Genomic DNA, 24,802 nt, shown 5'->3' with positions numbered 1-24,802 from the left:
GTTGATTCGTTGCCCATGAAAACAGGGTCAGGCGCTGACTCTGGCTTCACTGGCCAGCCGCGCAATCGCCATGTCCAGTTCGTCCAGCGCGGCCATGGCCTTGGCGTCATCCTGCTTGAGCAGGGTTTCGGCGCGTTGGCAGGCTGCTCGTAATTGCGGCACGCCACAGTAGCGCGTGGCGCCGTGCAAACGGTGCACGCGCTCGATCAAGGCATGGTTGTCATTGGCTTCGCGGGCGTGGGTAATTGCCAGGCGATCAGCCTCCAGGGAGGCCAGCAGCATGGCGAGCATATCGGCGGCCAGGTCGGCCTTGTTGGCGGCCAGGCGCAGGCCTTCTTCGTGGTCGAGTACCAAGAGCTGCACGCCCTGGGCCGCACCTTCATGGGTGCGCTCCGGGCCTTGGTTACGCAGCGCCAGGCCGGTCCATTTCAATACCACCTGGGCCAATTGCCGCTCGCTGATGGGTTTGGTCAGGTAGTCGTCCATACCGCTTTGCAGCAGGGCGCGTTTTTCGTTGGCCATGGCGTGGGCCGTGAGGGCCACCACCGGCAGCGGCGTGCCGTGGCGCTCGCTTTCCCACTGGCGGATCGCCTCGGTGCTCTGGCGGCCATCCATGCCGGGCATTTGCACGTCCATCAGCACCAAATCGAACGTTTCCTGCTTCACGGCGTCGACCGCCGCGTAACCGCTTTCCACCGCCTGCACCTTGGCGCCCATGTCTTCCAACAGGGTTTGCACCAGCAACAGGTTGGCCGGGTTGTCGTCCACGCACAGCACCCGTGGCGCACGGCTGGACAACGGCTCACCGGGTTCGCTGCGCGAAGGGCGCGGGCTGATCAGGTCGGCCAGGGAGCGGCGCAACTTGCGCGTACAGGCGGGCTTGGCCTGCAATTGGCTGTTAGGGTTGGGCACCGATTGGTTGAACAGCATCTGCTCGGTGGTCGGGCACAGCACCAGCACCTTGCAGCCCAGGTGTTCAAGGTCCCACAGGTGTTGGTTGAGGCGCTCGGGCGGAATGTCGTTGGCCGTGACGCCGAGCACCGCCAGGCTGATGGCCTGTTCGGTCTGGTGCGCACTGGTGATGCCGTTGGTCAGGCTTTCCAGGGTATTGAACGGCGTGACTTCCAGGCCGCAGTCTTCCAACTGATGTTGCAGGGCCTGGCGCGCCAGTTCGTGGTTTTCCAGCACGGCCACACGACGCCCCAATAGCGGCGCGGCGGGCAGGTCTTCGACGTCGTCACGGGTCTTGGGCAGGTTCAGGCTGATCCAGAATTCCGAACCTTCACCCGGCGTGCTGTCGACGCCGATTTCGCCGCCCATCTGCTCGATCAACCGCTTGGAAATCACCAGGCCCAAACCGGTGCCGCCGGGCTGGCGCGACAGCGAGTTGTCGGCCTGGCTGAATGCCTGGAACAGGGCGCGCACATCCTGGTTCGACAGGCCAATGCCGGTGTCTTGCACACTGATGCGCAATTGCACGCTGTCTTCCTGCTCGTCCTCGATCATGGCCCGGGCCACAATGGTGCCTTCGCGGGTGAACTTGATCGCATTACTGATCAGGTTGGTCAGGATCTGCTTGAGCCGCAGCGGGTCGCCCACCAACGCCAGGGGCGTGTCGCGGTACACCAGGCTCACCAGTTCTAGCTGCTTGGCATGGGCGGCGGGAGCGAGGATGGTCAAGGTGTCTTGCAGCAAGTCGCGCAGGTTGAAAGGCACGCTGTCGAGCACCAGCTTACCGGCTTCAATCTTCGAGAAATCGAGGATCTCGTTAATGATGCCCAGCAAGTTATCCGCCGACTTTTCGATAGTGCCCAGGTAGTCCAACTGGCGCGGCGACAGCTCGCTCTTTTGCAACAGGTGAGTAAAGCCGAGGATGCCGTTGAGCGGCGTGCGGATTTCATGGCTCATGTTGGCCAGGAACTCCGACTTGATACGGCTGGCCTCCAGGGCTTCCTTGCGCGCCAGGTCCAGCTCGATGTTCTGGATCTCGATGGTTTCCAGGTTCTGGCGCACGTCTTCGGTGGCCTGGTCGATGCTGTGTTGCAGCTCTTCCTGGGCATTTTGCAGGGTTTCGGCCATGCGGTTGATGCCCGACGCGAGTTGGTCCAGTTCCTGGCTGCCCAAGGGTGGCAGGCGTGTCTCCAGGTTGCCGTCCTTGAGCTGGGTCACGGCTTGCTTGATCTGGCCAATCGGCGAATTGATGGTGCGGCTGATACGCAGGGCGAGGGCGGCGGTGCACATCAGGCCGATGGCGATCAGCAGCAGGCTGGCGAACAGGCTGCGATAGCCGCGCAGCAACATGCCATTGTGGGACAGCTCCACTTCGACCCAACCCAGTAGACGGTCGGCCTCATCGGGAATCAACTCGCCCGCCAGGTTGCGATGGCGGCCAAACACCGGCAGTAGATAGCGAGTGGCGTCATTGCCGGTGCGCTGCAACAGGTGCGAACTGTTGCCGGTGGGCGGCTGGTTGAGCATGGTCGGACCGGCATGGGCCAGGGACGAACGGTCGGGCGCCAGGAACGACACGGCGCGCACATCCGGCTGCTCCAGGGACTGGGTCGCGATGCGCTCCAGCAGGTCGGTGTTCTTATGGCCCAGCGCGGGTGCCACCAAGGGTGCCAATTGCTCGGCGATCATTTCGCCGCGTTGCAGCAGTTGGGTCTGCAACTCCGAGAGTTGCATCCAGGTGAAATAGCCGCCCAACAACAGCGCCATCAGGCTGGTCGGTAATAAGGTCAGCAACAGTACGCGGCCTTTTATCCCCATTCTTCTAAGCACGCCACTCTCCTGCTACCACGTTGTTATCAATCATCCACGCCGGCATCCGGCCCGCGCCACCTGCGCAGTGTAGCCATTTGCGCGGCCCGGAATCTTGCAAATTAACGACATGCGGCAATCTTCGGGCCATTCGGCGCCGGGTGGCGATTGCCTGTGAACGTTTAATCTTGAATAATCAGTGATTGAGAATGACTTGCAGACGCTAATGACTCCCGCAGCAGTTGGCCTACCCAGTATCCTGACCATCGAAGACGACCCGGTGTTGGGCGCCTATGTGCACGAGCAGCTTGGCCGCAGTGGCTTCCAGGTGACCTGGTGCCGGAACGGTCAGCAGGGCCTGCAACTGGCCCGCGCCCAGGCCTTCGACCTGGTGCTGATGGACATTCTACTGCCGGGGCTGGACGGTTTGTCGATCCTCACCCATTTGCGCCAGAGCCACGCCATGCCCGTGATCCTGATGTCGGCCCTGGGCGCTGAAGCCGACCGTATCAGCGGTTTTCGCCTGGGCGCGGACGACTATTTGCCCAAGCCGTTCAGCATGGTTGAACTGTGCGTGCGAATTGAAGCGATCCTGCGCCGCGTTGCCCTGGATCGCCGGCCCGAGCCGCCGCGCGCCTCGGTCCCTGAACATGCCCGGGTGCTGCACTTTGATGATGAACGCTGCGATGTGTCCTGCCAGGACCAGTGGGCCGGGCTCACGCGCAGCGAATACCGCCTTCTGGAAACCCTGCACCGCAATGCCGAAGAAGTCCTCAGCAAAGCCTTCCTGTATCAGCAGGTGTTGCAGCGCGGGTATGCGCCCCATGACCGCAGCCTCGACATGCATGTCAGCCAGATCCGCCGCAAGCTCAAGGCCATCGGTTACATCGAGCGTGAAGTACGCACCGTATGGGGCAAGGGCTACGTGCTGAGCGGTCACGATGAAGGGCTTTGAGCGATTGCCCGGCAGGCACTCGTTGTTCTGGAAGCTGGCCTGTCTGTTGATCGCCTTCTGTTTGCTGATGATCTGGCTCAGTTGGTCCTGGGGCCGCTACATGGAGCAGCAGAGCGCTTACCTGTCGGACAAGTCGCGGGAGATTCTCACTGGCTATGCCGCGGGTGCCGAGCTGGCGTGGAGCACTCAAGGCAGCGCCGGCGTGGACGCCTGGCTGCGGCGGATGGCCGAGCGCGAAAGCACTTGGGTGGGGGTGATCGGTAACGACCTACAGTCCCTGGGCAGCACGCCCTTGAGTGACAAGGAAAGCCAGCGCCTGACGTTTTTGCGCGGATTGGATTGGCCGGTCAGCCGGCATGTCATTGGCCTGCCCTGGATGAAGGTGCCGTTTCCGGTCGACCCTGGCGCGGGGTCGCTGGTGATCGAGCTGCCGCAGCGTTTTATGCCAGGGCGCTATCAACTGTTCTGGCGGGTGGTCACCAATGGTGTGATTCCCGGCCTGTTTACCCTGTTGCTGTGCATCGGCCTCTACCGGCTGTTGATCATGCCCCTCAATCAATTGCGCGAGCAGGCCAATGCCTGGCGTGCGGACCAACTCAATACGCGGATGTCTCGCGATGCCACCAGCCGCCAGGATGAACTGGGCGAGTTGGGCCGCGCCTTTGACCATATGTCCGAACGCTTGCAGGGCACCGTGCGTTTGCAGCAGCAGTTGCTGCGCGATATGTCCCATGAACTGCGCACACCCTTGAGCCGCTTGCGGGTGGCCTGTGACAGTGAGCAAGACCTGGCCAAACTGCGCGAGCGCCTGGGCCGGGAAATCGACGCGATGCAGCGCCTGGTGGAAGACAGCCTGCAACTGGCGTGGCTCGACAGCGAAACAACGCCGCTGCCCCAGGAAGATATTCAGCTCCAGGCGTTATGGGACATATTGCGCGAGAACGCGTGTTTTGAAAGCGGTTGGCCCGCATCGCGCTTGCCGTGCCTGTTACCGGCGGACAGTTGGGTGCGCGGCAACCTGAATGCACTGGCCCAGGCCTTGGAAAATATCCTGCGCAACGCCGTACGCCACTCGCCCCAGGGCGGCTGGGTGCAACTCGACGGCTGTCGGGAGGGGGACTATTGGCATATCTGGCTGCAGGATCAGGGCGCTGGGATTGCTGAGGATGATCTGGAGCGCATCTTCGCGCCCTTTACCCGCCTGGACGGCTCGCGGCCCGGCGATGGCGGTTTCGGCCTGGGCCTGAGCATTGCCCGCAACGCAGTGCAGCGCCAGGGCGGTCGCTTATGGGCAGAAAACACCGGGCAGGGTCTGCGGGTGCATTTGCACTTGCTGGCCCGTTAGCGCTCAGCGCCGACGCAGTTTGCGTTTTTTCCACTGGTGCGCCACCCACCAGCGCCAGTACGCCATGGTCAGGCAATAGGCCAGGGCGCCCAATACCACCCCCAATACCACCGAACCCAGCAGGAACGGCTGCCAGAGGGTGCTCAACTGGCCGCTGATCCATTCCCACGTCAGGTTATCGGGCAAGCTGCGTGGCGGCACGTTCATCAGCCAGGCGCCGGTCATATAGGTGCAGATGAACACCACCGGCATGGTGATGGGGTTGGTCAACCACACCAGGCTGATGGCAATAGGCATATTGCCGCGCACCGAGATCGCGAGCACTGCGGCGAGCAACATCTGCAACGGAATCGGGATAAACGCCGCAAATAAACCCACCGCCATGGCGCGCGCCACGGAGTGCCGGTTCAGGTGCCAGAGGTTGGGGTCATGCAGCAGCGTGCCAAGAAACTGTAATGACTTGTGTTCCCTGATACTGCTGGGGTCTGGCATGTACCGTTTGAATAAGCGCCGGGGCATATGGGGTCCAGGTCAATTCGAGGGGCAAGTATGCCCGGATTCTATAAACAGAAAATTCAGACTTTGTGACAAAACATCATAGGCGTTGTCGTTCAGCCGGCTAAGACTGAGTGGATCACGGGAAAAGGATGATCCATGAAGACAGGGATGTTGGCGTTGGCGCTGGGGTTGCTGACGTTGCGTTGGTTGCCGGCCCTGCCGCCCGGCACCGTGCTATTGGCCATGCTGGTGCTGGCCTTGATGCTGTTGCCTTTTCGGTCCTATCCCTTGGCCTTCTTCCTGGTGGGGTTGAGCTGGGCTTGCTTCAGCGCGCAGCGGGCGTTGGATGATCGACTGCAGCCGGCCCTGGACGGGCAGACTCGCTGGGTGGAGGGGCGTGTGGTCGGCTTGCCCCAGCAGATGGGTACGGGCGTGCGCTTTGAACTGGCCGACGGCCGGTTGCGCAAGGGGCGGCTGCCCAAGCGTATCCGCGTGTCCTGGCACGGCGGGCCAGTGGTGAACAGCGGCGAGCGCTGGCGCCTGGCGCTGACACTCAAGCGGCCTGCGGGCCTGCTCAATTTTCATGGAGTTGACCACGAAGCCTGGCTGCTGGCCCAGCGTATCGGTGCCACTGCAACGGTGAAAGACGGTGAACGTCTCGCACCGGCCCGCAATGCCTGGCGCGATGCTGTTCGCCAGCGCGTGATGGCGGTGGATGCCCAAGGCCGCGAGGCGGGCTTGGCGGCGTTGGTATTGGGCGACGGTTCCGGCTTGGCGCCTGAGGATTGGCAGGTGTTGCAGGACACGGGCACGGTGCATCTGCTGGTGATTTCCGGGCAGCATATCGGCTTGTTGGCGGGCTTGATCTACGGCTTTGTCGCGGTATTGGCGCGCTATGGTTGCTGGCCACGAACCTGGCCGTGGCTGCCGTGGGCGTGCGGCCTGGCTTTTGGCGCAGCGTTGGGTTATGGCCTGCTGGCGGGGTTTGGTGTGCCGGTGCAGCGGGCCTGTGTGATGGTCGGCCTGGTGTTGCTGTGGCGTCTGCGTTTCCGCCATTTGGGGCTGTGGTGGCCATTGCTGCTGGCGCTGAACGGCGTGCTGGTACTGGAGCCTTTGGCCAGCCTGCAGGTAGGGTTCTGGTTGTCGTTTGCGGCGGTCGCGGTGTTGTTGCTGGCGTTCGGCGGGCGCCTGGGGCCATGGAGCGTCTGGCAGGCGTGGACCCGGCCTCAGTGGTTGATTGCCATTGGCTTGTTTCCGGTGTTGCTGGTGCTGGGTCTGCCCATCAGCCTCAGCGCACCGGTGGCCAATCTGTTTGCCGTGCCGTGGATCAGCCTGGTGGTGTTGCCCTTGGCGCTGCTGGGCACGGCGTTGTTGTGGGTACCGCTGGCGGGAGAAGGTGTGCTGTGGCTGGCCGGCGGCGCGCTGGACGGATTGTTCAAGGGCCTGGCGCTGCTGGCCGGGCAATTGCCGGCCTGGGTGCCGCCCGAGGTGCCGCTGGGGTATTGGCTGGTCAGCCTGATGGGCGCGGTGGTGTTACTGCTGCCCAAAGGGGTGCCGTTCCGGGTGTTGGGCTGGCCCATGCTGTTGATGGCCGTTTTTCCGCCCCGGGAGTGGGTGCCCCACGGACAGGTAGAGGTGCTGCAACTGGATGTCGGCCAGGGGCAGGCACTGATCCTGCGCACCCGTCATCACACCTTGCTCTACGATGCCGGGCCGCGCTCGGGGCCTGTCGACCTCGGCGCGCGCGTCGTGTTGCCGTCGTTGAAAAAACGCGGGGTAGGGCAGTTGGACATGATGCTGCTCAGCCATGCCGACGCCGATCACGCCGGTGGTGCGGCAGCAGTGGCTCGGGGGCTGCCCGTCAAACGCGTGGTGGGCGGCGAAACCGAGGGCTTGCCAGCCTTTCTCGCCACCCAGCCCTGTACCAGCGGCGAGCGATGGGAATGGGACGGGGTGTGGTTTGAACTGTGGCAGTGGGCGGGTGGGCTTGAGGGCAATCCGAGGTCGTGCGTGCTGCACGTCCAGGCCAATGGCGAACGCCTGCTGCTCACCGGCGACATTGACCGCGCTGCAGAACAGGCGTTTCTAGCTTCCCCGCTGGCGGTTCCGACCGACTGGCTGCAGGCCCCGCACCATGGCAGCCGAAGTTCTTCGTCCTGGCCTTTCGTACAACGGTTGGCGCCCACCTCTGTGCTGATTTCCCGCGGTCGCAGCAATACGTTTGGCCATCCTCATCCGCAGGTCCTCGAACGCTACCAAGCACTGGGCAGCCGGGTGTATGACAGCGCCGAACAGGGCGCTGTGCGCCTGCGCCTGGGGGCGTTTGTGCCTGCGACGGTTGCGCGCAGCGAACGTCGTTTCTGGCGCGAACCGTTACCGTAATCAGGCGTTGCCAAGGTCTCGAACCGCGACAGACGGACCTGTAGCCGGTGAACCCTTCTGTTGACCCTATATGGTAAAGTGGCGCACTTTTTCGAGGGGACATTCACTGTGTGGGAATTGGTCAAATCCGGCGGCTGGATGATGTTGCCGATCATTCTGAGCTCCATCGTCGCACTCGGCATCGTCGCCGAACGCCTGTGGACCCTGCGCGCCAGTCGCGTCACCCCCGAGCACTTGCTGGGGCAGGTCTGGGGCTGGATCAAGAACAAGCAGCTCGACAAGCAAAAGCTCAAAGAGCTGCGTGCCAATTCGCCACTGGGTGAAATCCTCGCCGCCGGCCTGGCCAATTCCAAGCATGGTCGCGAGATCATGAAGGAGTGCATCGAAGAGGCGGCCGCCCGGGTTATTCATGAACTGGAGCGCTACATCAACGCCCTCGGCACTATCGCCGCCATGGCGCCGTTGCTCGGTTTGCTCGGCACGGTCCTGGGCATGATCGATATCTTCAGCGCGTTCACGGGCTCGGGCATGACCACCAACGCGTCGGTATTGGCCGGGGGCATTTCCAAGGCCCTGATCACTACTGCTGCGGGCTTGATGGTGGGTATCCCTTCGGTGTTTTTCCACCGTTTCCTGCAGCGGCGCATTGATGAGCTGGTGGTCGGTATGGAACAGGAAGCCATCAAGCTGGTAGAAGTGGTGCAGGGCGACCGTGATGTAGACCTGGTCGAGGGCAAAGCGTGAAATTTCGCCGTAAGCAACGGGAAAATGTTGATATCAATCTCGCGTCGTTGATCGACGTGGTGTTTATCCTGCTGCTGTTCTTTGTCGTGACCACCACCTTCACCCGGGAAACCCAGTTGCGTGTCGACCTGCCTGAAGCGGTGAGTGGCTCGCCTGCCGAAGACCAGCAAGTCAAGCAGCTGGACATCGCTATCAGCGCCGAAGGGGTGTTTTCGGTAAATAACCAGTTGCTGGAGAAAAATGACCTTGCCAGCCTGATGGAGGCGTTGCAGAAGGAGTCTGGTGGCGACACCCAGTTGCCGCTGTCCATCAGCGCCGATGGCAAAACCCCACACCAGGCCGTGATCACCGCCATGGACGCTGCCGGCAAGCTCGGTTTCAGCCATTTGCGCATGACCACTGTCGAGGCGGCGAGCCTGCCCTGATGGCCATCTCCGACCGTTTACTCAAGGCATGGTACGAAGGTCATCCAGCACTAATGTTGCTGCGACCGCTGGAATCGTTGTATCGCCGTGTGGTTCAACGTAAGCGTGCGCGCTTCGTGGCGGGCGAGGGCGAGATTTATCAGTCGTCTGTGCCAGTGATCGTGGTGGGCAATATTACGGTGGGGGGCACCGGCAAGACGCCGTTGATCTTGTGGTTGATCGAGCACTGCCGCCGCAGCGGTTTGCGCGTAGGAGTGGTCAGTCGAGGCTACGGTGCCAAGCCGCCGCAGCTGCCGTGGCGTGTGGAGGCCGGCCACAGTGCCGAGGTGGCCGGTGATGAACCCTTGCTGATCGTGCAGCGCAGCGGTGTACCGCTGATGATCGATCCTGATCGCAGTCGTGCGGTAAAGGCACTGCTGGCCAGTGAACCCCTGGACCTGATCCTCTCCGATGACGGCCTGCAGCATTACCGCCTGGCTCGCGATCTTGAACTGGTGCTGATCGATGCCGCCCGCGGCCTCGGCAACCGCCGGTGCCTACCAGCCGGGCCGTTGCGTGAACCGGTGGATCGTCTGAAGAGTGTGGACGGGGTACTTTATAACGGTGCCGTTTCGGACCGTGAAGATGGCTTTGCCTTTCGCCTGCTGCCCACAGCGCTGGTCAACCTGCACAGCGGCGAGCGCCAGCCGGTCACCTACTTTGCGCAGGGCCAGCAGGTGCATGCGGTGGCCGGCATAGGTAACCCGCAACGTTTCTTCAATACCCTTGAAACGCTACACTGGCAGCCGCTACCCCATGCTTTTGCCGACCACGCGCCCTACAGCGCCGAGGTCTTGAATTTTACCCCGTCATTGCCGCTGGTCATGACCGAAAAGGACGCGGTGAAGTGCCGCGCCTTTGCCCAGCCCGACTGGTGGTACCTTGCGGTGGATGCGGTACCGTCGCCGGCGTTCGTCGCCTGGTTCGACATGCAGCTGATGCGTCTGCTGCCCAACCGTCTCTTGCCTTAAAACGCTTCTTTCCAGGAAACACTCATGGACACCAAACTGCTCGATATCCTCGCTTGCCCGATCTGCAAAGGCCCGCTCAAGCTCAGCGCCGACAAAACCGAGCTGATCAGCAAAGGTGCCGGCCTGGCTTACCCTATCCGTGACGGCATCCCGGTCATGCTCGAAAGCGAAGCCCGTACTCTGACTACCGATGAGCGCCTGGATAAATGACCACCGCCTTTACCGTTGTCATTCCCTCGCGCTATGCCTCGACGCGCCTGCCGGGCAAGCCGCTGCAAATGATCGGCACCAAGCCGATGATCCAGCTGGTGTGGGAACAAGCGTGCAAGAGCAGCGCCGAACGGGTGGTGGTGGCCACCGACGACCCGCGCATCATCGAGGCGTGCAAAGGTTTTGGTGCCGAAGCGGTCCTGACCCGCGAAGACCATAACTCCGGTACTGATCGCCTGGCCGAAGTCGCCACTCAGCTGGGTCTGGCACCCGACGCGATCGTAGTGAATGTGCAGGGTGACGAGCCATTGATACCGCCGAGTGTCATCGATCAGGTCGCTGCCAACCTCGCGGCCCATGGCGAGGCGCGTATGGCGACCCTGGCCGAACCGATCGAAGACATCGAGACGCTGTTCAACCCGAATGTGGTGAAAGTGGTCAGCGACATCAACGGCCTGGCACTGACGTTCAGTCGCTCCACCTTGCCGTGGGCGCGGGATGCCTTTGCCAAGAATCGCGACGTGTTGCCGGAGGGCGTGCCATATCGCCGCCATATCGGCATCTATGCCTACCGCGCCGGTTTCCTGCACGACTTCGTCAGCTGGGGCCCGTGCTGGCTGGAAAACACCGAGTCCCTGGAGCAACTGCGTGCCCTCTGGCACGGCGTGCGTATCCACGTGGGCGATGCGTTGGAAGCACCGCCAGCCGGTGTCGACACCCAGGAAGACCTCGAACGCGTCCGTCGCCTGCTGGGCGCCTGATGGAAGTTCTGTTTGTATGCCTGGGCAATATCTGCCGCTCGCCAACCGCTGAGGGCATCTTGCGCCATAAGTTGCGTGAAGCAGGCTTGGCTGGCCAGATTGAGGTGGCGTCTGCTGGCACCGGGGAATGGCATGTCGGCAACCCGCCGGACCAGCGCAGCCAACGGGCGGCGCTGGCGCGCGGCTATGACCTGTCGAGCCAGCGTGCCCAGCAGGTTTCCCGCGCTGACTTTGCCCGCTATGACCTGATCCTGGCCATGGACAGCAGCAACCTGCGCAACCTCAAGGCCATGCAGCCGGGGCAGGGCAAGGCGGAGCTGGATTTGTTCCTGCGTCGCTTTGATGGCGAAGTGGACGAGGTGCCAGACCCTTACTATGAAGGTGAGCAAGGTTTCGAACGGGTCCTGGACCTGATCGAACGCGCCTGTGACTTATTGGTGATCGAATTGAAGGGGCGGTTATGACCTTGCAAGTGCGTGCGCAGGTATCGCTCAAGCCATTCAACAGCTTTGGCATCGATGTGAGCGCGCAATTATTTGCCGAGGCCCACAGTGATGCTGACGTGCGCGCGGCCATCGCCTATGCCGCCGCACAGGCGGTGCCGTTGCTGGTGATTGGAGGCGGCAGCAATTTGCTGTTGACCCAGGATGTTCCGGCGCTGGTGTTGCGTATGGCGACACAAGGCATTCGCGTGCTGAGCGACGATGGCACGCACGTGGTGGTCGAAGCCGAAGCGGGCGAAGCCTGGCATCCGTTTGTGCTGTGGACGCTTGAGCACGGCTTCTGCGGCCTGGAAAACCTCAGCCTGATCCCGGGCACTGTCGGCGCCGCGCCGATGCAGAACATCGGTGCCTATGGCGTAGAGATCAAGGATGTGTTTGCCGGCCTCACCGCCCTGGATCGCCAGACGGGCGAACTGCGGGACTTCAGCCTGGACGAATGCAACTTTGCCTACCGTGACAGCCTGTTCAAGCACGAAGTCGGGCGCTGGCTGATCCTGCGGGTACGCTTTGCCCTTAGCCGCGCCACCCACCTGAAACTCGACTACGGCCCGGTGCAACAGCGCCTGATCGCGCAGGGCATCACCCACGCCACGCCAAGCGATGTGAGCCGCGCGATCTGCAGCATTCGCCGCGAGAAACTGCCAGACCCGGCAGAGCTGGGCAATGCGGGCAGCTTCTTCAAGAATCCGCTGGTACCCCAAGCCTTGGCTGTTGAGCTGCAACGCCAGTATCCGGACCTGGTGGCCTACCCTCAGGCCGACGGCCAAATGAAACTCGCCGCCGGCTGGCTGATCGACAAAGCCGGTTGGAAGGGGTTCCGGGAGGGCGATGCGGGCGTGCACAAGCTGCAAGCGTTGGTACTGGTCAACTACGGCACCGCCACCGGGCAGGAGATTGCCCAGCTGGCGCTACGCATCCAGCAAGATATCTTCAAGCGCTTCAAGGTCGAGCTGGAAATGGAACCCAATCAGTACTGAGCTATCGGGCCTGAAAATGAAAATGCCCCGTATCTCGCGATACGGGGCATTTTTTATTGCGTTGGCTGATCAGTCGTCGCGGCTCATGATGCCGAAGATCTGCAACAGGCTGATGAACAGGTTGTAGATCGACACATACAGGCTGATGGTCGCCATGATGTAGTTACGCTCACCGCCGTGGATGATGGCGCTGGTCTGGAACAGGATGCACACCGAGGAAAACAGCACAAAACCCGCGCTGATCGCCAATTGCAGGCCGCTGATCTGGAAGAACATGCTGGCCACCACCGCCGCCAGCAGCACGAAGAAGCCTGCGGTGATGAAACCACCCAGGAAGCTCATGTCCTTACGGCTGATCAGCACGTAGGCCGACAGACCACCAAACACCAGGGCGGTCATGGCAAACGCCGAACTGACCACTTCAGCACCGCCGGCCATGCCCAGGTAACGGTTGAGGATCGGGCCTAGGATGAAACCCATGAAACCGGTCAAGGCAAACGCCGACACCAGGCCCCAGGCCGAGTCACGCAGCTTGTTGGTCAGGAAGAACAGACCGTAGAAGCCGATCAACACGACAAAGATATTCGGGTAGCCGACGCGCATCTGCTGGGCCACGTAAGCCATCACGCCGCTGAATGCGAGGGTAAGGGCGAGCAAGCCGTAGGTGTTGCGCAACACGCGGCTGACTTCAAGCTGCTCAGCCTGCGCGTTGCCATTCACTGCGTAATTCTGTTCGCGCATGGCGACACTCCTTCAGTTTTGAAACGTTCAGTCGCAAAGATCATAACAGACGCCTTGTAACAAGCGATGCAGAGAGTTTGACAGTGTGTTTCATTCGGGTATTATGGCGCCCGCTGACACGGGATGGGCTACTATAATCCTGTGATGCATAAGGGAAATTGGCAGAGTGGTTGAATGCACCGGTCTTGAAAACCGGCGGACGTTAATAGCGTCTCCAGGGTTCGAATCCCTGGTTTCCCGCCAAGATTTACACGAAAGCCTCGCGAAAGCGGGGCTTTTGCGTTTCTGGGGTTTTGGTTATACCGGGCTATTTAGGCAGTTGGTCTAACTCGAAAGGCCAGGAACACCGGCCCGAATGGGAAGGTACTGACTTCCAGCTCATCCAGTGGATTGAGCGTGTGCGTGCGGCTTCCAGCGTTGCTGTAGATCACGTGGCTGCTGGATACGGCAATGTTGATCTTGCCGGCGGCTGCCTGGATTAGATTCACCTTGAACCCTTCAATCACATCATCACCGATTGTCAGCGTGACATCTGTATCGCTGATGACCAGCATCGACTTGCCTGAATCCGACATGGTCAAGGGCCTGCTGCCGGTGATAGAAACATTGGTGTGCACATGTCCGCCAGCGTGGTAACTGACCATTCTCGGATCAGCGAAGACCCGGGCGAAGGAGCCGACATAATTCACACTGGCGCGCATGTCGTCGAATTGCTCAACCACGTATGTACCAATGCTGCCGGAAACTTCCCCATTGGGGTCCAGAACCCATTTGCGTCCTACCATCAACCCGATCTGGGTATTGGCACGTACACCGGCACGCATTTCTTCCAGAAAGAGCTGGCTGATCTGGCCACCGCCTTTGCCCCGGACATAGGTAAATCGTGCAATGGAATGGCTGTCGCCAGTGGGGCTGCCCTGGGCAGTATCGACCTTGTAGTCGACAAAGTCCGCCGAGACGATGGTGGTCGTGGTGTTGGCGTTTGGCGCCCAGGTAAAATCCAGGACCCTGCCGGTTTTGACCTGCTCTAGAGAGATGGTGGCTTGTGATGTAGTCGTAGAGCCTGACTGCTTCAAATCGTCATTCATGATACTCATCCGTAAGTGAAGTCGAGGGTCGAAAGTACACGAAGCAAATGACCGCCGTCATCACAGCACGTTTTCTACAAGACTATGCTGTCTTACTGGATCCGTATGGAGCTGTCATCGTGCACGTGCCCTCGCACTGCGTATTCATTACTAAGCACAGTACGGAGCTTTTAGCTTGACTGATTTACTTCTCTCCACGGCAGCCATGGCCTGCCTCATGATTTCAAGCTTGTTTGTTAGGTGAACGTCGAAACTTCTAAAACAGTGCCCTGTCCCAGCTTTCATACCGATGTTTAAGTGCAACCTGCGAAAGCGGCTGAAAAGTCAGCGAGATGGAGTCATTCGAATGAAAATACTGAGCCTTTCGATGCTGGCGGGTGCCTCCATGATGCTAGTCTCTGAAGGCGTTTGGGCTGAGCAATATCTGCCCGAGATTGCCAGCAAAGCGCCTTACAAAAAAGCCTACGCAGAGATGCTCAGTTATCCGGACTGGGTCAGTAAAGCTCAGGGCACAGCGTCGCCAGTCGAGACGGTTTCGGCGGATGGTAAGCGCTTTACGGTAGGCCACATGTGCAAGCCACATGATTGTGCAGACAATCAGCTAATCGTGGTCTTTAACGCAGATGGAACAAAGTCCTGGGGGCTACTCGCGACGCGTCCAGCCGAGGGAGAGGCATTCAGTAAGCAATTGCTGGGTGATCCCGACAGTGTCGTTCAGGGCCTACTGAATAAGTCGTTTGCTGACAACAATCCCGAAGATTGATGACCGGTGTCGCTCTGCTGCGGCAAACGGTGGGTGGGGAGAACGACCATCAGATAAGACATAGCGAACAGACCGCTTGTTATGGTTATCGTGGATGTTAAAGTCGCACAAATTTTTTGAGGGAACGATATGCGAGGCTTAATCGGAGCATTACTGCTTGCTGCTCTTGGTGGGTGCTCCACTTCGCCTATATCTGCCGACATCGCAGACCCTGTGCCATCCACAAGAATGTATGCCTTCACGGAAAAGAACGCGGCTCAGTTGGTGGTGACTAGAGACTCGGGCATCTACGGAGCTGAAGTCCGTTTTATTTTGCATATTGATGGGAAACCGGCTGCCGAGTTTCACCCTGGGGAGGTTGCCAGGTTTGGGCTGGCCCCTGGCAAGCATATTCTTGGTGTCTCGAAATACATGCTTTTCGGCACCTCAAGAATCATCGAATCAGAAATTGATATGAAGCCGGGAGACCTTGTTCGCCGCAGAATTTCTCAGCACGGCAGCAGTTTTTCTTTCACCCCGACTGCCTACTAAACGCCATTCGTCTAACGCCCGGCACTCTCAATCCCGATGCAGCCTCTCATTCCTAAGCGCGGATATCCCGAGCCTATAAACGGAGTGCCAGCATGGAAATCAACGAGAAAGCCCCAGGCAACATTTCCCAGCAAGCGGTTACCCGGGGCACCGATAACGAGACCGGCCATGACCCGCGGCGTGACGAGGACAATATCCCGCTGCCGCCGGATGACGAGGCGCCTCTTGAAGAAGATATGTCGGATGTAGATGCGGCCGATTCAGTAGCTACTGAGCATCCCAAGACCTGAAGGCGTTCAGGCCAAAGAGCCCGGCCCTGTGCCGGGCTTTGTCTGCTGGCCCCCTTGGTCTCGTTCACCTCCTTGTGGCTGTAAGCCGATGCTGATCCGACCCGCACCGCTGCACTTTTTTCCATTTTGCTGATCTACCTCTGTCCCGGCCACCCGACTCCCGCGTGCGGCCCACAGAATCAGACCCGGTGCCGATGGATCGAACGTTTACGATTTTTACCACCCGATGGCCGCTGTTGCTGGCTGCGATGTTCGCGCTGTGTGCAGTGGGTTGCAGCCAACAACAGGGCCGCGATATCGCCAGGCAGTTCAGCGACGGCAAGCCCGATGAGTTCTTCCAGACCAGCGTCGACCGCATGGCCACCCTGGGGATGCGTGACAACCTGCAAAGCCTCTACCTGCTGATGAGCAAGCTCTACCTGCGCAACCCCAACCAGTGGCGTCAATCGGGGTATCCGGATGCGGTGACCGCCGCCCGGAAAATCCGCCAGGCCATCGAAAATCGCCAACCCTTGCCCGCACTGGGTGACCGGCGTGACCTGGCTGCCCTGAGCTATTCCTTGAGCCCCGACTTTCGCGGCGACCGCGTCGGCGCGTTCATCTATGCGATTGGCAGCATGCTCGTGACCGCTCACGGCGGGCGCACGCAGTTCTATGTGACCGACTCGATCAACCCGCAGTTTGTCAGCAATGCCGCGCGCAATATCGAAAAGGCCACCTGGCTGCTCAGCCAGCGTCAGGATGCCAACGGCGTGTTGCTGTTATTTTCCAACGAAATCTCGGAGGAGGGCAGTAACCTCAGTTTTGCCGTTGAGTTCGGCAAGATCGTCGCGCGGTTGGACCTGCTGACCCAAATCCTCGATGAGCGCTACCGGCGCATTGGCCTCAATTACGCACAAAGCCTGTTGCTGATGAATTTCCTGCCGGTGCAGTAAGGCCCATCGCATCGACCAATCGGTGCGGTGTTTCCCTTTCCGCTGTAGGAAGCGGCCTATCTTGTCTCCGGCGGCTTGAAAGGCTGGCCTGCGGGCAATAGCCTCGGATTTTTCTTAAACACGAGGCCCTCCCTTGGGTAAACGAAAAACGGTTTGGCCCACGGATCGCGAAATACGCTTGCGGTTTATCCTCTATGCGGTAATTGACGCCGCGACCGCCCAGGGCGTGTCTGCCGAGTTATTGCTGCCGGCGCATAAGTTATTGCGTGACTCGCCCACGGAAGACCAGTTGCGCGACACCTTGGGGGCGATTCTCGCCACTGACGAAATGTATGGCTTTCGCTTTCCGCCGGGGTCGGATGCAGATGATCTGATGCGGACATTGGCAACTGCCGATGGTTAAACTGATTCACCCCTGTTTTTGATACGCCCCTGTCCGTCATTAAGGAGTGACTCGAGGGGCATACCTGCCTTCCCATCACTGTTCGCGTGGTGGGCTCGGCCCGGCACGTTCCCGGATTCCAAGGACCTGCTCCCAATGCTGCTGCGCCACCCCCCGTTTATTTTTGCCGCCTTGACCCTCAGTTCGCTGGTACAGGCCGAAGGCCTGCAATTGGCGCCGGTTGAAGTCACTACGGCTGAGGCCAGTGCCGCAGAAATCGCCCAGGCGCAGCTCAAAAGCGTGCCCGGCGGCACCAATTACATCGATATGGACAGCGTGCAACAGGGACGGGTCAGCACCAACGAGGATGTCTTCAAGTACCAGGCTGGTGTTTACGCCAAGGCGGCCAATAACGAAGGGGTGAAGGTGTCCATTCGTGGCTCGGGCCTGAACCGCGCCCCCGGTGCCCATGCCTCCGGCCTGTATGAAATGTTCGACGGCCTGCCGCTTACCGGCCCAGGCGGCACGCCCTATGAGCTCAAGGACCCGCTGTGGCAAAGCCGGGTAGAGGTGCTGCGTGGCGCCAACGGGTTCGATCAGGGTGCATTGGCCTTGGGCGGTGCGGTCAACTACGTTACCCGCACCGGCTTGGACGCGCCCAAGCTGCAAGTGCGCTATGAGGTCGGCAGTCGCGGCTATGCCCAACGCGAAGTCAGTTCCGGGCAGGTGCTGGGGGACGCCGACTATTACATCAGCCTCACCGATTCGGAGTCCGACGGTTATCAGCACCAAAGCTTTGGTACCGGTAAGGGCATCGCTGCCAATTTCGGCTATCGCTTTAACCCGGACCTGGAAACGCGCTTCTACTTGCGTTATCGCGAAACCACCAACGATTCTCCCGGCAGGCTCACGCGCGACCAGGTCAGCCATGATCCGCGTGCCGCCAACAGCGTCAATGCCGCCCGCGATTCAAAGCGCCTGCAACCGGGCTCTACCTGGGTTGCCAACAAGACCACTTTGCGGTTGGACGATAACGCGCGGGTCGAGGTCGGGCTGGCCTATCACGACTACCCCATGGACCTGCGCGAAGGCACCAACCGCCTCAAAGTTGCCTACACCGATATCAGCGGCACCCTGAATTACATCCGCCAGGACAGCCTGTTCGGCCACGCCAGCACTACCACTCTCGGCCTGCGTACCACCCAGGCGATGCCGAACAATGGCGCGTCGGAATACGTCCGCATCCCTACGGGCAATACCGCCATTTATGCCCCCGGCACCAAGACCCGCGACTACAGCTACCTGGGCTCCGACACCGTGCTGCATGTCGGCAACGAGCTGGAACTGGTGGAGGATCTGTGGCTGACCACTGGCCTTGCCGCGATCTACACGCGCCGTGAAACCCAGGTGACTTACCCCGACGGCCAGGCGCCGATCAGTCAGCATGATTGGGATTATGCGCCGCGCATTGGCCTGCGTTACGACTTCACCCCGCAGTTGCAGGTCTACGGCAACCTGAGCCGCTCGGTAGAGCCCCCGCATGCGTGGTCGATGATCTGGGGCTCGAACAAATACTTTGGCCCGGGCAGTGGGGCGGCCACGGGGTTGCAGCGCGAAGGCGTGAAGCTGCGTAATCAGACCGCCACCACCCTGGAAATCGGCGGGCGCGGTGAAGCCTGGCTCGGCCAATGGGACCTGGCGCTCTATCGCTCGGAAGTTCGCCACGAGCTGCTTTCTGTAGAGACCCAGGCCCAGACTGCCACCAGCAACGCGATCATCGCCGAATCCAACGCCAGCCCCACCGTGCACCAGGGCGTGGAGCTGAGCCTGCTCAGCCCGCTGTGGGACGGCGGTGGCAGCGGTAAGCTCGACCTACGCCAGGCCTACACCTTCAGCGACTTCCACTACCGCGACGACGAGCGTTTCGGCGACAACACCTTGCCCGGCATTCCCAAGCACTATTACCAGGCGCAACTGCGCTACAGCCACCCGACGGGTTTCTACACCAGCCTCAACACCGAGCATGCATCACGGGTAGCGGTGGACTACGCCAATTCCTACTATGCGGCGGCCTACACCACCCTCGGCGCCACGTTCGGCTATGACGCGCCCAAACACGACTGGCAAGCCTGGGTCGACCTGCGCAACCTGACCAACCGCCGTTATGCCAACACCGTCACGCCGGGTTATGACGACAAAGGGATGGACGCGGCGCGCTCCACCCCGGCGGATGGGCGGGGTATTTACACCGGCGTTTCCTGGAGTTGGCGTTAAATCAGCCTTCGTGCTGGCGCAGTCGCTTGTACAGGGTGTTGCGACTCACCCCCAGCTCTCGCGCCAGGTGGGAGATATTCCCGCCCACGGCTTCCAGGCGTTGGCTCAGGTCGAGGCGTTCATCCAGGTGCTCAGGTTTGGACTGCGGCACCGTCGCCTGCAAATCCACAAAAAAATCATCGGGCAGGTGTTCCGCGCGAATCGGCTGCTCCTCGGCCATCGCCAGCGCCACCTGCAACACGCTGCTCACCTGACGCAAATTGCCCGGCCACGGATGCTGCTCAAATAACCTCAGCACCTCGGCACTCAGCCCGGCCCACTGGTTCGGCTCGCGGTGTTGCTGCCACAGTTGCTGGAACAGCGCCTGCTTGTCGGTACGCTCGCGCAACGGCGGCAATTCCAGGGTCAGGCCGCCGATGCGGTAGTACAAGTCCTCGCGAAAGCGCCCGGCCTGCACCAGCTCGCGCAATGCACGGTTGGTCGCCGAGATGATGCGCAAATCCACCGGGAACACCTCGCTGCTGCCCACCGGTTGCACACAGCGCTCCTGCAACACCCGCAACAGGCGGGCCTGGGTCGGCAACGGCATATCGCCGATCTCGTCGAGAAACAGCGTGCCCTTGTCCGCCTTGCGAATCAGGCCAATGCTGCCTTTCTGGTTGGCGCCGGTGAAGGCGCCTTTTTCGTAGCCGAACAGTTCCGATTCCACCAGCTCTGCGGGAATCGCCGCACAGTTCACTGCGATCAACGCCTGTCGGCTGCGGGAACTGGCCTGGTGCAGGGCTTTGACGAATACTTCTTTGCCCACGCCGGTCTCACCGTGAATCAACAATGGAATGTCCTTTTCCAGCAGGCGCTCGGCCTGGCGCACGGCTTTCTCCACGCGCACATCGCCAAAATGCAGGGTCTGGAGGTTGATCGCGGTCGGCGCTGGCGGCGGCGGTTGGTTGAACACCCGCGCCTGCACCGGCATCTGCTTGGGCCGCTTCAACAGGCACTGGAACCGATTGCGTCCCGCCGCCTGCAACGCAAACGGCAACCCTTCGGGCTGGTTGAGCAACTCCAGCAGCGACACCTTGAACAGGCTGTCGATCATCACCCGCGAGAGGCTGATGCCCAGCAAGTTATCCGCACGCCGATTGGCCGACAGGACCTGGCCGCTTTCATCAAAGATCAGCAGGCCGGCCCATTGACTGTCGAGGTTGCTCAAGCCGGTGTTGAAGGTCAGTTGGAAATGTTCGCCGCGAAACAGGTTGAGGATCAGCCGATTCTCCACGGTCTGGCTCATCATCTTGACCATGCCCAGGGTGTGGGAGGGCGGCAGGTAACTGTCGCTGGACACATCCAGCACGGCGATGATTTCGCGCTGGGCATCGAAAATGGGCGCCGCGGAGCCGGTCATGAAGCGGTTGGCCTTGAGGAAGTGTTCATCGTGTTCAATATGCACGGCCTGGGCGCAGGCCAGTGCGGTGCCGATGGCATTGGTGCCACTGGCGCGTTCTATCCAGCTGGCGCCGGGGCTGAAGCCACGGGCCAGCGTGGGTTCGATAAACCGCTGGGTGCCCCACGAGGTCAGCACCTGGCCCTGGTTGTCGGCCAGCATGATCAGGCAATTGGAATTGCTGAGGATGTTCTCGTAGTAGGGCAACACTTCCTGGTGGGTGGTCTGCACCAGGGAATGCTGGCTTTCCAGGAGTTGGCGTATGCCTTCGGCGGGCAGTTGGTCAAAGCTGGGGGCGCTCTGGTGGTCCAGGCCATAGGCGCGGCAACGGCGCCAGGATTCCTGGATAAGGGTGTCGTGGGTCAAGGGTTCGGCCATCGTGCGACCTTCTTTATTATTGTTGTCGGGTCTTACGCCATCTAACGTCAGACATCGAACAATGTGGGAGCGGGCTTGCCCGCGATGGCAATGGGTCAGGCACAGCCTCTACAAACTGATGCACCGCCATCGCGGGCAAGCCCGCTCCCACATTTGATCTTCGTCGCGCATAAAGTGTTGTTCACAACTGTTCATTGTCAACCCCGGCAGTGTTCAATTGTTCAGCCGGATTGTTCACTCCCGAACATCACCATTCGACCATCTCCTTACACATCAAGCGCTTGCGGTATTGGCACGAAACTCGCTCTGACAACGGACCAGATTCATTCCAATAATAAAAAGGTCGTGTCATGTCATTGACCCTGGAACATGTCTCCCGCGTTGTCGACGGCCAAACCTGGATCGACGACGCCAACCTGCGGTTCGAAGCCGGTTCTTTCAACGTCCTGCTCGGTCGCACCCTATCCGGCAAGACCAGCCTGATGCGCCTGATGGCCGGCCTGGACAAGCCCGACAGCGGCCGCATCCTGATGAACGGCGTGGATGTCACGCAAAAGCCGGTGCGCCTGCGCAATGTGTCGATGGTCTACCAGCAGTTCATCAACTACCCGACCATGACCGTGTTCGAGAACATCGCCTCGCCGTTGCGCCAGGCCGGTGTGTCCCAGGAGGTGATCCAGAGCAAGGTGCTGGAAACCGCCAAGATGCTACGCATCGAGAAATTCCTGCAGCGCCACCCCCTGGAATTGTCCGGTGGCCAGCAGCAACGCACCGCCATGGCCCGCGCCCTGGTGAAAGACGCTGAACTGATTCTGTTCGATGAGCCGCTGGTCAACCTGGACTACAAACTGCGCGAAGAGCTGCGTCAGGAAATGCGTGAACTGTTCAAGGCGCGCCACACCATCGCGATATATGCCACCACCGAGCCCAACGAGGCCCTGGCCTTGGGTGGCACCACCACCATTCTTCATGAGGGGCGGGTAATCCAAAGCGGCAAGGCCGCCGAGGTCTACCACCAGCCGCAAACTGTCCTCGCCGCTGAGCTGTTCTCCGAGCCGCCGATCAACCTGATGCCAGGGCGCATCAGCGGCAACGAAGTGAGTTTCGCCAACTTCGTGCATTTCCCACTCAATGTTGACCTGCGTCCTATCGGCGAAGGCGAATTCCGCTTTGGCGTGCGCCCCAGCCATATCAGCCTGGTACCCAGTAATGATGATGACCTGGAGCTGGCGGTGACCGTGGAAGTCGCCGAGATCAGCGGCTCGGAAACCTTTCTGCATGTGCGCAGTGAGCACTTCCTGCTGGTGCTGCACCTGCCGGGGGTGCATGAATACGATGTCGACGCGCCGATCCGTGTGTATATCCCCACCCATAAACTGTTTGTGTTCGATGGTCAGGGCCGCTTGGTCCAGGCCCCCGGACGCCGTGTCGCGAGGGTTGCCTGATGGCCGAGATCCATTTGCGTAACCTGGCCCATAGCTATAGTCCTACACCCACAGGGCCAGAAGACTACGCCATTCGGGAAATGAATCATGTGTGGGAGCAGGGCGGTGCCTACGCCTTGCTCGGGCCGTCGGGCTGCGGCAAGTCCACGCTGCTCAATATCATTTCCGGCCTGCTCAGCCCGTCCGAAGGCCAGGTGCTGTTCGATACCCAAGTGGTCAACGATCTCACCCCAGAGAAACGCAATATCGCCCAGGTGTTCCAGTTCCCGGTGGTGTACGACACCATGACGGTGTTCGACAACCTGGCGTTCCCGCTGCGCAACCAGGGCATGGCCGAAGCGAAAATTCACAGCAAGGTGCAGGAAATCGCCGAAGTCCTCGACCTGCAAAACCTGCTGAGCAAAAAAGCCCGCAACCTCACCGCCGACGAAAAACAGAAAGTCTCCATGGGCCGTGGCCTGGTGCGCGATGACGTGTCGGCGATCCTGTTCGACGAGCCGCTGACGGTGATCGACCCGCACCTGAAGTGGAAACTGCGGCGCAAGCTCAAGCAGATTCACGAGCAGTTCAATATCACCATGGTCTACGTTACCCACGATCAACTGGAAGCCTCCACGTTCGCCGACAAGATCGCGGTGATGTACGGCGGGCAAATCGTGCAGTTCGGTACGCCGCGTGAATTGTTCGAGCGGCCCAGCCACACCTTCGTCGGTTATTTCATCGGTAGCCCTGGGATGAATCTGATCGAGGTGCAGGCCAAGGCTGGCGGTGTAGGGTTCGCCAATACCCTGTTGCCGCTGTCCGAAGCGATGCAGCAACGTCTCAACACCACCGACTACAAAAAGCTCCAGGTCGGCATTCGTCCGGAATTTATCCACGTATGGGACGAGTACAACCCTGACGCCCTGCAAGCCGACGTCGTACATGTGGAAGACCTGGGCACCTACAAGATCATGACCCTCAACCTCGACGGCGCCACCCTCAAGGTGCGCCTGGCCGAGGACAAGCCGGTGCCGGAAGGCAAGGCTTCCATCAGCTTCCCGACGCAATGGCTGATGCTCTACGCCGACGATTACCTGCTGGAGGTGGCGCCATGAACAAAGTGCAGAACAACAAGGCCTGGTGGCTGGTGTTGCCGGTGTTCCTGCTGGTGGCGTTCAGTGCGGTGATCCCGATGATGACCGTGGTCAACTATTCGGTGCAGGACATTTTCGACCAATCCAGCCGCTATTTCGTCGGAGCCGACTGGTACAAGCAGGTGCTACTCGACCCGCGCCTGCACGACTCGCTGCTGCGCCAGTTCATCTACTCGGCCTGCGTGCTGTTGATCGAGATCCCACTGGGCATCGCCATCGCCCTGACCATGCCCACCAAGGGCCGCTGGTCCTCGCTGGTGCTGATCATCCTCGCCATTCCCTTGCTGATTCCGTGGAACGTGGTCGGCACTATCTGGCAGATTTTTGGCCGTGCCGACATCGGCCTGCTGGGCTCGACCCTCAACGCCCTGGGCATCAGCTACAACTACGCTGCCAACACCATGGACGCCTGGGTCACCGTACTGGTGATGGATGTGTGGCATTGGACCTCGCTGGTAGCGCTGCTGTGCTACTCAGGTTTAAGGGCCATTCCGGACGTGTACTACCAGGCTGCGCGGATTGATCGTGCATCGGCCTGGGCGGTGTTCCGACATATCCAGTTGCCGAAGATGAAAAGCGTGCTGCTGATCGCGGTGATGCTGCGCTTCATGGACAGCTTCATGATCTACACCGAACCCTTCGTGCTCACCGGCGGCGGGCCGGGTAATGCCACCACTTTCCTGAGCCAGACGCTTACCCAGATGGCCGTCGGCCAATTCGACCTGGGCCCGGCGGCGGCGTTTTCCCTGGTGTACTTCCTGATCATCCTGTTGGTGTCCTGGCTGTTCTACACCGCCATGACCCATTCCGACGCCAACCGCTGAGGCC

The 24,802-nt window shown here is 60.6% G+C and carries 24 protein-coding genes and 1 tRNA gene; 20 read left to right on the top strand and 5 right to left on the bottom strand.

Annotated features, from left to right (window positions below; translation table 11 throughout):
* Positions 1–27: 27 nt before the first annotated feature.
* Positions 28–2,781, bottom strand: a complete 2,754-nt coding sequence (locus tag GH769_RS13315) for a response regulator (RefSeq protein ID WP_019816717.1) — start codon at positions 2,779–2,781, stop codon at positions 28–30.
* A 205-nt stretch (positions 2,782–2,986) separates the two neighbouring features.
* Here GH769_RS13315 and GH769_RS13310 point away from each other — a divergent pair, with 205 nt between their 5' ends.
* The gene (locus GH769_RS13310) at positions 2,987–3,715 is read left to right on the top strand and encodes a response regulator transcription factor (RefSeq protein WP_032902855.1); all 729 of its coding nucleotides are present in this window, start codon (positions 2,987–2,989) and stop codon (positions 3,713–3,715) included.
* A complete protein-coding gene (locus GH769_RS13305; protein ID WP_032902857.1) occupies positions 3,702–5,060 on the top strand; it encodes a sensor histidine kinase in 1,359 nt (452 codons plus the stop codon). Before GH769_RS13310 ends, GH769_RS13305 begins: the two co-directional genes overlap by 14 nt.
* A 3-nt stretch (positions 5,061–5,063) precedes the next feature.
* Here the strand turns inward: GH769_RS13305 and GH769_RS13300 are convergent, their stop codons facing one another.
* Positions 5,064–5,579 carry a DUF2062 domain-containing protein gene (locus tag GH769_RS13300; RefSeq protein WP_003192045.1) on the bottom strand — a complete coding sequence of 172 codons (516 nt, stop codon included), beginning with the start codon at positions 5,577–5,579 and terminating at the stop codon, positions 5,064–5,066.
* A 135-nt stretch (positions 5,580–5,714) separates the two neighbouring features.
* On the opposite strand from GH769_RS13300, the gene GH769_RS13295 reads away from it, so the two are divergent.
* The 8 genes from GH769_RS13295 (at position 5,715) to murB (ending at position 12,570) form a co-directional block, all read left to right on the top strand.
* Positions 5,715–7,940 carry a ComEC/Rec2 family competence protein gene (locus tag GH769_RS13295; protein ID WP_256670321.1) on the top strand — a complete coding sequence of 742 codons (2,226 nt, stop codon included), beginning with the start codon at positions 5,715–5,717 and terminating at the stop codon, positions 7,938–7,940.
* Positions 7,941–8,048: 108 nt separating this feature from the next.
* Positions 8,049–8,684, top strand: coding sequence for a MotA/TolQ/ExbB proton channel family protein (locus GH769_RS13290; RefSeq protein WP_003192043.1), 636 nt, complete (start codon positions 8,049–8,051; stop codon positions 8,682–8,684).
* A complete protein-coding gene (locus GH769_RS13285) occupies positions 8,681–9,109 on the top strand; it encodes a biopolymer transporter ExbD (RefSeq protein ID WP_153649780.1) in 429 nt (142 codons plus the stop codon). Before GH769_RS13290 ends, GH769_RS13285 begins: the two co-directional genes overlap by 4 nt.
* On the top strand, positions 9,109–10,119 hold the full coding sequence (lpxK, locus tag GH769_RS13280; RefSeq protein WP_032902859.1) for a tetraacyldisaccharide 4'-kinase: 1,011 nt from the start codon (positions 9,109–9,111) through the stop codon (positions 10,117–10,119). The genes GH769_RS13285 and lpxK overlap by 1 nt, the downstream gene beginning before the upstream one ends.
* A gap of 24 nt (positions 10,120–10,143) precedes the next feature.
* Entirely contained in the window at positions 10,144–10,329 is a 186-nt protein-coding gene (locus GH769_RS13275; RefSeq protein WP_003174668.1) for a Trm112 family protein, read from the top strand.
* Positions 10,326–11,090 (top strand): 3-deoxy-manno-octulosonate cytidylyltransferase, encoded by a 765-nt coding sequence (gene kdsB, locus GH769_RS13270; RefSeq protein WP_032902860.1) that lies wholly within the window; start codon positions 10,326–10,328, stop codon positions 11,088–11,090. Before GH769_RS13275 ends, kdsB begins: the two co-directional genes overlap by 4 nt.
* On the top strand, positions 11,090–11,554 hold the full coding sequence (locus GH769_RS13265) for a low molecular weight protein-tyrosine-phosphatase (protein ID WP_014718874.1): 465 nt from the start codon (positions 11,090–11,092) through the stop codon (positions 11,552–11,554). Before kdsB ends, GH769_RS13265 begins: the two co-directional genes overlap by 1 nt.
* The gene (gene murB, locus GH769_RS13260; protein ID WP_032902861.1) at positions 11,551–12,570 is read left to right on the top strand and encodes a UDP-N-acetylmuramate dehydrogenase; all 1,020 of its coding nucleotides are present in this window, start codon (positions 11,551–11,553) and stop codon (positions 12,568–12,570) included. Before GH769_RS13265 ends, murB begins: the two co-directional genes overlap by 4 nt.
* 69 nt (positions 12,571–12,639) lie before the next feature.
* Here murB and GH769_RS13255 read toward each other — a convergent pair whose 3' ends face one another.
* On the bottom strand, positions 12,640–13,311 hold the full coding sequence (locus GH769_RS13255; RefSeq protein WP_003192030.1) for a Bax inhibitor-1/YccA family protein: 672 nt from the start codon (positions 13,309–13,311) through the stop codon (positions 12,640–12,642).
* Positions 13,312–13,463: 152 nt separating this feature from the next.
* On the opposite strand from GH769_RS13255, the gene GH769_RS13250 reads away from it, so the two are divergent.
* Positions 13,464–13,554 (top strand) — tRNA-Ser (locus tag GH769_RS13250).
* A gap of 68 nt (positions 13,555–13,622) precedes the next feature.
* Here GH769_RS13250 and GH769_RS13245 read toward each other — a convergent pair.
* Complete coding sequence (locus GH769_RS13245) at positions 13,623–14,399, bottom strand: hypothetical protein (protein WP_032902863.1); 777 nt, start codon at positions 14,397–14,399, stop codon at positions 13,623–13,625.
* Positions 14,400–14,745: 346 nt separating this feature from the next.
* Between GH769_RS13245 and GH769_RS13240 the strand changes: the two genes are divergently transcribed.
* From GH769_RS13240 to GH769_RS13215, 6 genes are all read left to right on the top strand, one after another.
* On the top strand, positions 14,746–15,162 hold the full coding sequence (locus GH769_RS13240; protein ID WP_032902864.1) for an Ivy family c-type lysozyme inhibitor: 417 nt from the start codon (positions 14,746–14,748) through the stop codon (positions 15,160–15,162).
* A gap of 129 nt (positions 15,163–15,291) precedes the next feature.
* Complete coding sequence (locus GH769_RS13235) at positions 15,292–15,693, top strand: hypothetical protein (protein WP_014718871.1); 402 nt, start codon at positions 15,292–15,294, stop codon at positions 15,691–15,693.
* 92 nt (positions 15,694–15,785) lie between these two features.
* Positions 15,786–15,983 carry a hypothetical protein gene (locus GH769_RS13230; protein WP_014718870.1) on the top strand — a complete coding sequence of 66 codons (198 nt, stop codon included), beginning with the start codon at positions 15,786–15,788 and terminating at the stop codon, positions 15,981–15,983.
* 194 nt (positions 15,984–16,177) lie between these two features.
* A complete protein-coding gene (locus GH769_RS13225) occupies positions 16,178–16,918 on the top strand; it encodes a hypothetical protein (RefSeq protein ID WP_032902865.1) in 741 nt (246 codons plus the stop codon).
* Positions 16,919–17,051: 133 nt separating this feature from the next.
* A complete protein-coding gene (locus tag GH769_RS13220; protein WP_019816804.1) occupies positions 17,052–17,321 on the top strand; it encodes a hypothetical protein in 270 nt (89 codons plus the stop codon).
* 135 nt (positions 17,322–17,456) lie between these two features.
* On the top strand, positions 17,457–19,574 hold the full coding sequence (locus GH769_RS13215) for a TonB-dependent receptor domain-containing protein (protein ID WP_032902866.1): 2,118 nt from the start codon (positions 17,457–17,459) through the stop codon (positions 19,572–19,574).
* Position 19,575: 1 nt separating this feature from the next.
* Here the strand turns inward: GH769_RS13215 and GH769_RS13210 are convergent, their stop codons facing one another.
* Positions 19,576–21,393 carry a sigma-54-dependent Fis family transcriptional regulator gene (locus GH769_RS13210; protein WP_032902867.1) on the bottom strand — a complete coding sequence of 606 codons (1,818 nt, stop codon included), beginning with the start codon at positions 21,391–21,393 and terminating at the stop codon, positions 19,576–19,578.
* 350 nt (positions 21,394–21,743) lie between these two features.
* Here GH769_RS13210 and GH769_RS13205 point away from each other — a divergent pair, with 350 nt between their 5' ends.
* The 3 genes from GH769_RS13205 to GH769_RS13195 are packed head-to-tail and all read left to right on the top strand — an operon-like array spanning position 21,744 to position 24,798.
* The gene (locus GH769_RS13205) at positions 21,744–22,838 is read left to right on the top strand and encodes an ABC transporter ATP-binding protein (protein ID WP_014718865.1); all 1,095 of its coding nucleotides are present in this window, start codon (positions 21,744–21,746) and stop codon (positions 22,836–22,838) included.
* On the top strand, positions 22,838–23,935 hold the full coding sequence (locus GH769_RS13200; RefSeq protein WP_032902868.1) for an ABC transporter ATP-binding protein: 1,098 nt from the start codon (positions 22,838–22,840) through the stop codon (positions 23,933–23,935). The genes GH769_RS13205 and GH769_RS13200 overlap by 1 nt, the downstream gene beginning before the upstream one ends.
* On the top strand, positions 23,932–24,798 hold the full coding sequence (locus GH769_RS13195) for a carbohydrate ABC transporter permease (protein WP_003192014.1): 867 nt from the start codon (positions 23,932–23,934) through the stop codon (positions 24,796–24,798). The genes GH769_RS13200 and GH769_RS13195 overlap by 4 nt, the downstream gene beginning before the upstream one ends.
* The last annotated feature ends 4 nt before the right edge of the window (positions 24,799–24,802 follow it).

Source organism: Pseudomonas sp. CFSAN084952 (assembly GCF_009648855.1).
In the GTDB taxonomy this organism is placed as follows: domain Bacteria; phylum Pseudomonadota; class Gammaproteobacteria; order Pseudomonadales; family Pseudomonadaceae; genus Aquipseudomonas; species Aquipseudomonas paracarnis.
Note: the sequence above shows the minus strand (reverse complement) of the source record. Positions and strands in the feature narration are given on the sequence as shown.

Coding starts and splice junctions, on each gene's coding strand:
- GH769_RS13310 (WP_032902855.1), top strand. CDS start 2,987: ATGACTCCCGCAGCAGTTGGCCTACCCAGTATCCTGACCATCGAAGAC.
- GH769_RS13305 (WP_032902857.1), top strand. CDS start 3,702: ATGAAGGGCTTTGAGCGATTGCCCGGCAGGCACTCGTTGTTCTGGAAG.
- GH769_RS13300 (WP_003192045.1), bottom strand. CDS start 5,579: ATGCCCCGGCGCTTATTCAAACGGTACATGCCAGACCCCAGCAGTATC.
- GH769_RS13295 (WP_256670321.1), top strand. CDS start 5,715: ATGAAGACAGGGATGTTGGCGTTGGCGCTGGGGTTGCTGACGTTGCGT.
- lpxK (WP_032902859.1), top strand. CDS start 9,109: ATGGCCATCTCCGACCGTTTACTCAAGGCATGGTACGAAGGTCATCCA.
- GH769_RS13275 (WP_003174668.1), top strand. CDS start 10,144: ATGGACACCAAACTGCTCGATATCCTCGCTTGCCCGATCTGCAAAGGC.
- kdsB (WP_032902860.1), top strand. CDS start 10,326: ATGACCACCGCCTTTACCGTTGTCATTCCCTCGCGCTATGCCTCGACG.
- GH769_RS13265 (WP_014718874.1), top strand. CDS start 11,090: ATGGAAGTTCTGTTTGTATGCCTGGGCAATATCTGCCGCTCGCCAACC.
- murB (WP_032902861.1), top strand. CDS start 11,551: ATGACCTTGCAAGTGCGTGCGCAGGTATCGCTCAAGCCATTCAACAGC.
- GH769_RS13255 (WP_003192030.1), bottom strand. CDS start 13,311: ATGCGCGAACAGAATTACGCAGTGAATGGCAACGCGCAGGCTGAGCAG.
- GH769_RS13245 (WP_032902863.1), bottom strand. CDS start 14,399: ATGAATGACGATTTGAAGCAGTCAGGCTCTACGACTACATCACAAGCC.
- GH769_RS13240 (WP_032902864.1), top strand. CDS start 14,746: ATGAAAATACTGAGCCTTTCGATGCTGGCGGGTGCCTCCATGATGCTA.
- GH769_RS13235 (WP_014718871.1), top strand. CDS start 15,292: ATGCGAGGCTTAATCGGAGCATTACTGCTTGCTGCTCTTGGTGGGTGC.
- GH769_RS13230 (WP_014718870.1), top strand. CDS start 15,786: ATGGAAATCAACGAGAAAGCCCCAGGCAACATTTCCCAGCAAGCGGTT.
- GH769_RS13225 (WP_032902865.1), top strand. CDS start 16,178: ATGGATCGAACGTTTACGATTTTTACCACCCGATGGCCGCTGTTGCTG.
- GH769_RS13215 (WP_032902866.1), top strand. CDS start 17,457: ATGCTGCTGCGCCACCCCCCGTTTATTTTTGCCGCCTTGACCCTCAGT.
- GH769_RS13210 (WP_032902867.1), bottom strand. CDS start 21,393: ATGGCCGAACCCTTGACCCACGACACCCTTATCCAGGAATCCTGGCGC.
- GH769_RS13205 (WP_014718865.1), top strand. CDS start 21,744: ATGTCATTGACCCTGGAACATGTCTCCCGCGTTGTCGACGGCCAAACC.
- GH769_RS13200 (WP_032902868.1), top strand. CDS start 22,838: ATGGCCGAGATCCATTTGCGTAACCTGGCCCATAGCTATAGTCCTACA.
- GH769_RS13195 (WP_003192014.1), top strand. CDS start 23,932: ATGAACAAAGTGCAGAACAACAAGGCCTGGTGGCTGGTGTTGCCGGTG.